Below are 6,297 nucleotides of genomic sequence, written 5' to 3'. Positions count from 1 at the left end.
CTATACACCTCTCGTTTAGGGCGAAGCATTCGGGTGATGAATTATCGCGAACGCCTAAAATTTTCCGTCCGAATGCTTCGCCCCTACATACTCCATACTCTGCCGCTTTTGTCAAATACTTCTACTGGACTGGCGCTCTAGTAGTTCTGAAGATGTGCTGATCGCATTTCTTGCGACAAATGAGCTGGCGTGAGCGCGCCTTCACTTTTGAGGGCGAATGTTGTCGCAGAGTGTGCGATCACGCTCACTAACATTAGGGCTAGTCTTAAGATAGTGCCACAGCCAAGGGCAGGCACACACCAGCCGATTACTGGATACACCAGTTTTCCAAAAAAGCCTTGACTTGCTCTAGCTGCTTTTCCAAAGCTTCAAGTTTCTCCATCGCTCCTTCCAGCTTTTTATCTCGCGCCTGCTGCTCCAATTGAGCCGCCACCTCTGGCATCAAACGCACACCAACATTAGCGCTTGCCCCCTTAATTCGGTGAGCTTGTTGCACAATTATGTCAAAATCATTCACTTGGAGAGCATGGCGTATTTGTTCTAATCCCGGTTGAGCATTCTTAATGAAAGCTTGTACAAGTTGCTGTTGAAATGTCACTTTGCCACGAGAAATAGCCTTGAGGCGTTCTAAATCCAGGGGTGTTTCCTCTAGACTCAGATTTGAGAGTTGAAGACTGTGTTTAATGGCGGAATTTGTATCTGCAACTGTGGGCTTTATAGTCCGTTTTGTCCAGTGCTCGATCATCGCCCCTAAGGCTTCTTGCGCGATCGGTTTACTGAGATAGTCATCCATTCCTGCCGCCAAACACTTCTCGCGGTCATTTGATAAGGCATGAGCTGTTAGGGCAATTATAGTTGTATGGCGATCTGAACCTTCGCGACGCCGTATCTCTTTTGTCGTTTCATAACCATCCAGGACTGGCATCTGACAATCCATCAACACAAGGTCATAATTCTGTTGTTCTAATTGTGCGATCGCTTCCTCGCCATTCCCTACACAATCGGCTTCAAACCCAAGCATCGCAAGCTGGTTCAACGTCACCATTTGATTCACCTCATGGTCTTCTACCAGCAGAATTTTCAGAGAAGATTGAGGAGGTTTTGGGTTTTCAGGCGTCGCCTCTTGTTCTCTACCGGACACCCGCTCATCGATATCCTTTTCTCTAGGAGCCAAGGCACTGACTAAACAATTAAACAACCGCGACGCTCTGATCGGCTTAATCAGGTAGCCAGAAATATCCATCGCCTCCAATTCTTGCACGGTATCAAGGCGATCGCTGGTTGTCATCACAATCAGCTTCGTGTGAGCCAGGGTTGGATCAGAGCGAATCATGGGTACAAGTAGCTCCCCTTGAGGCTTTGGCAGTTGTAAGTCCAGAAGAGCCACATCATAGGGATTTCCTTGAGCCACACTTGAGCGCAAGGCATTGAGTGTTGTCTGTGTGTCTACGGCTTCATCCAGTTGCATCTCCCAAGTATCGGTGAGCAACCGAGTTGGTACAGTAGAGCCACTGGGAATCGCACTGCGGTGAAGCGCAGCGCACACGGCTTGACGAGTCGTTTCGCGATCGCAAACCACTAATAATTTGAGGTTGCGAAAGACTAGGGGACAAGCCACTACCTCTTCCACCGCCAAAGTATCAAACGACGCCGTAAACCAGAATCTAGACCCCTCACCTAGCACACTCTCAACGCCAATTTCACCTCCCATCAACTCCACTAATTGCTTGCAAATGACTAATCCCAATCCTGTCCCACCATATTGCCGTGTCATGGAAGCATCCACTTGGGAAAAAGATTGGAATAGTTTTTCTTTGTCCTCGTCACTGATGCCAATGCCTGTATCGCTGACTTCAAAGCGAATCCTTACGCAGTTGGAAGGTTGCACCTTAGCAAGTTGCTCCAGGGTTGAAGATGGCACGTTAACAGGTTGAAGATTGTCTCGTGAACTTTCAACCTTCAACCCTTCAACCTTCAACCCCTCTAACTCAAGGGTTGCCTTCACCACAACTTGGCCTGCCTCGGTAAACTTAACAGCATTCCCCACCAAATTGAGGAGAATCTGACGCAGGCGATTTGGGTCTCCCCGTAACTGTTTGGGAACATCGCTCTCCACCCAAATGGCTAACTCTAACCCTTTGTCTTGAGCTTGTGCGGCTAAAACATCTGCCACTGACTCAATGCAACTATCTAAGTCAAAGTCGATGCTTTCCAACTGCATTTCACCTGCTTCCAGCTTGGAAAAGTCGAGAATATCGTTAATCACCGTCAGCAGATGTTCGGCGCTGCTACGGATGGTACTAGCATATTCCAGTTGTTGAGGTGTGAGTGACGTTTGTAACAATAATCCAGCCATCCCCAAAACACCATTCATCGGGGTGCGAATTTCGTGACTCATGTTAGCGAGGAACTGGGACTTAAGCCGCGCCGCTTCTAGAGCGGCTTCTCGTGCCTCTACTAACTCGTTAATCCGGTCAGTGGCAATCACAATGCCGCCAATTTCACCATCCGGGGTGTACCAGGGATGAATCGCCCAACGCAGATACACTGTTGTCCCATCTTGTCGCTCCCAGATATCTTCGCTCACAGAGATGACCTCTCCTTGCAAAGCACGTTGGTGTTCAGCTTTCCAGCGCTCTGGAAGGTCTGGAAAGATTTCATAGTGACTACGACCTAGAATGGATTGCCCCTCCAATCCTTGAACCGTTATCCAGGTTTGAGAGTAAGCTTGATAACGCATTTGAGTATCAAACATCGCCATTGCAATGGGCGCACAGGCGATGATTTGTCGCAGTTGTTGGCGCTCTCGTTCTAATGCCAGTTCAATCTGCTTGCGCTTGGTAATATCCATCAGGGTGCCCGTCATGCGCACCACTATACCGTTGGGATTGCGGATTAACGCTCCTTTGCTTGCGACCCAACGAATTGTTCCATTGGTGCAGATAATGCGAGATTCCACCTCATAATCTGTTCCTGTCTCGACTGTACGCCTGAGGGATTGAATCACCCTTGGGCGATCATCGGGATGCAGATAATCCATACAAGCATCGTAGCTACCAGCCAAGTCTCCAGGTCTGAGCCCAAACAGAGCTTCTGTGCCTTCAGACCACGTCATGCGATCGCTCATCATATCCCAGTCCCATGCGCCCATCTGAGCTGCACAAAGCGCTTGATTCAGTCTTGCCTCACTCTTACGCAGTGCTTCTTCTGCTACAGCACGCTCCTGAATTTCCAGCAAAAGATGGTCATTGACTAGCTTCAACTGTGCTGTTCGCTCTTCGACTTGCACCTCTAAATGTTCTTTGGCTTTTTTCAGGGCATCTTCTGCTGATTTGCGATCGGTGATGTCTCGTACAAGACCGATAATGGCTTGAGGATTGCCTTGTACATCTCGAATTAAAGATGCGCTCACTTCGCCAGGAAAACGGCTGCCATCTTTCCTGAGCATGGTGTACTCAACATCTCGAATACTGCCTTGGCTGAGAACGTTTTGAAGACTGGCCTCTGCAATGTTTCTGCATTCGGGCGCAATTAATTCACAGGCAAATCGTCCTAGCAGTTCTGTCTCACTCTCATACCCGTGTAATAGGGTAACTTGGCGGTTGCAAAAAAGCAGTTTACCGTTCAACTCGCTGACCGAAATCGCATCGGGCGAGGTTTCGACCAAGGTACGATAGCGGGCTTCACTTTCTTTGAGAGCTTGCTCCGCATGGGTACGTTCCGTGACATCTAGAGCCAGTGACAGGATAGATACAAGTTCATCCGACTGGTTCCAAAGCGCAGAATTGTACCACTCGCAGTAAATAACTGACCCATCTTTGGTATAATTACGATTTGTGCCAAAAATATGGGGTTCACTGCCGTCAAGTAAGCGGCTCATGTCTTGTTGAACCAAAGGAAAGTCTGCTTCAAAGACAAATCGTCCCTCGTCTAGACGCTGGTTGAATACCTCCTCTGCCTGCCAGCCGAAGAGTTTTTCAGCCTGTTTCGACCAACGCTGCACTCGAAACTCGCTGTTCAATTCGATAACGGCTAAGGGCGTGTTTTCTACATGGAAGGTGAGTTGTTGAAGGGCACGTTGCAACTGGGCGGCTGTTGCGGCATGTTCTCGAATTTCCCTCTCTAACTGACGATTGGCAACTTCCAATTCGGCAGGGCTGGGCAACGCCAAGGCTTTAGGAATTAACGGCACCAGTAGCACCGCCGTACACACAGAGACACCAGCCGTAATCGCTTTGATGAATCCACTCAACCAATAGTGGGGGTGCCACAGTGTCCACACTTCCATAATGTGGGTTGTGCCACAAGCAACGATGAAAGCTCCAAATAACAGGAAGATCCAGTCGAAAGGAAGGTCTCGTCGGTTGCGGACAAAATAGACTAAGCTCAGAGGAATGGAATAGTAGGCCAAGGCGATTAAAGCATCGGAGACGAGATGGAGCCCTACCAGCCCTGGCTTCCAGAGGTAGCAATGTCCATGAGGAATAAACGGTTCTAAAAGCCAGTCCGCTAACAGTGCCAACATATAATTTCTCTCGTGCGCTGCCCCAGGCTAGATGAGTTACCACGCGCCATGCGATTGCAAAATCCTGCAATGCCTGTTCTATTGCCATTGTGGTTTTCCATCACTAGCCTAGCAAGGCGGAATCAGTCTTTTGGTCAACTACCACCGCTTACTTTATTGAACCTGGGGACTCTCGCAATTCAGTTGAGTACCAATCAGGATGAAGCAGGAAGGATAAAGTAGACGCAAACGCTAGCCTACTTCATCCTTATATACTTTTTTTTTAAGCACCTTGGTCGATTTGTTTGAGTTCTGCCTCAGACAACTTAACTTCAACCGCACCAACCGAATCTTCTATGCTTGATGTCTTACTGGCTCCAGGAATGGGGACAATGCAAGGTGACTTAGAGCGCAGCCATGCTAGGACAATCTGATAAACAGAGGCTCCTTTTTCCTGAGCTAATTGAGCGATCGCAGAAATCTCTCCTAAACTACTTACCCTACGACTCCCACCCAATGGACTCCAGGGGAAAAATGTCAACCCTTCAGTTTCGCAGTATTCCAGGACGCCATCTGTCTCCGGTTGTCGGTACCAGGGGTTGTACTGATTTTGCACAGAAACTACATCCACTACATCACGAGCTCGTTTAATTTGCTCAACGGAAAAGTTGGAGACGCCAACAAACCGCATTAGACCCTCCTCGACGGCCTCCTGTGCCGGTTTCAGGGCTTCCTCAATCGTGTAGTCTGGGTCAGGGGCATGATATTGCCAAACATCAATGGGTTTTGACCCACCCAGTGCTTCAAAGCTAACCCGGATGGTTTCCCGCAAGCGATCAGGGTTGCCGTTGCGCGTCCAATTACCATTGGGTCGCATCAAGCCACCCTTGGTTGCCACAACAACTTGACTGATATCACCCCCATAACTTTGGAGAGCTTTGTAGATGAGTCGCTCATTGTGGTGCTTGTCAGACTCATCCCGGCAATAAGAGTCAGCCGTATCGATCAGTGTAACACCCAGCTCCAGTGCCCGATGAATCACTTCAATCCCTTGTGACTCTGGCGGTCTACTGCTCAAAGATAGGGGCATACCACCCAGACCGATCGTGCTGATGCTAACGCCCGTGTTACCAAGTTGTTTTGTTTCCATAATTACCTAACTTCAATGCGTCTCTCCCTTCCATTTTCTGTGTGTTCTGCGCCTAGAGGGGTTCGGCTCAGATTTTGCACCAAAAACCTTTGCGTTTCTCTGCGTAAATCTCTGCGTCCTCTGCGTTAAACAAAGGCGGAAATTGCAGCAAATTTGAGAATGGTGCCTAGAGGAGTTCGATAAACCTAACCTCGGCTTAACTCTAAGCCAGTTTAACTAGAAGCACTGGTATAAAAACGCAGGGCAAACCGCCAAAAGATACCCGAAGCTAACAGCAATCCCAGCGCCAAGGCACCAGCACCAACCACCCAAACCACTTGACTCCGACCCAGCATCGCTTCCGCTGGTACAGTAGTCAGAAACGCCACCGGAACCACGAAAGTAAAGAAGAAGCGATAAGTAGCAGGATAGGCAACCATCGGGTAACGACCGGCTTCTAGCAGACCTCGGAGTACTTCAGTGACGTTATAAATTTTGACAAACCAAATGCTCGTGGCTCCCAGCATAAACCATAGGCTATAGAGGCTGATGATGCCACACATCAAGGGAATAACACTGAAGAGGTAGTTAGCGATCGCTAAATCAAGACGGCTACCTGCATAAGCTATCAGCACAAGGCCGAAGATTAAATCCGGCATTCCCC

General features: G+C 48.8%; 3 protein-coding genes. All 3 read right to left on the bottom strand.

Going from position 1 to position 6,297, the window contains the following annotated elements; all coding sequences use genetic code 11:
- Positions 1-307 precede the first annotated feature (307 nt).
- On the bottom strand, positions 308-4,525 hold the full coding sequence (locus V6C93_RS22400) for a PAS domain S-box protein (RefSeq protein ID WP_333478892.1): 4,218 nt from the start codon (positions 4,523-4,525) through the stop codon (positions 308-310).
- A gap of 262 nt (positions 4,526-4,787) precedes the next feature.
- Positions 4,788-5,654, bottom strand: a complete 867-nt coding sequence (locus tag V6C93_RS22395) for an aldo/keto reductase (protein WP_333478891.1) — start codon at positions 5,652-5,654, stop codon at positions 4,788-4,790.
- A gap of 212 nt (positions 5,655-5,866) precedes the next feature.
- The coding region (locus tag V6C93_RS22390; protein WP_333478890.1) for an ABC-2 family transporter protein at positions 5,867-6,297 on the bottom strand (431 nt) is incomplete at its 5' end.

It is taken from the genome of Allocoleopsis sp. (assembly GCF_036703385.1).
GTDB lineage: Bacteria > Cyanobacteriota > Cyanobacteriia > Cyanobacteriales > Coleofasciculaceae > Allocoleopsis.
Note: the sequence above shows the minus strand (reverse complement) of the source record. Positions and strands in the feature narration are given on the sequence as shown.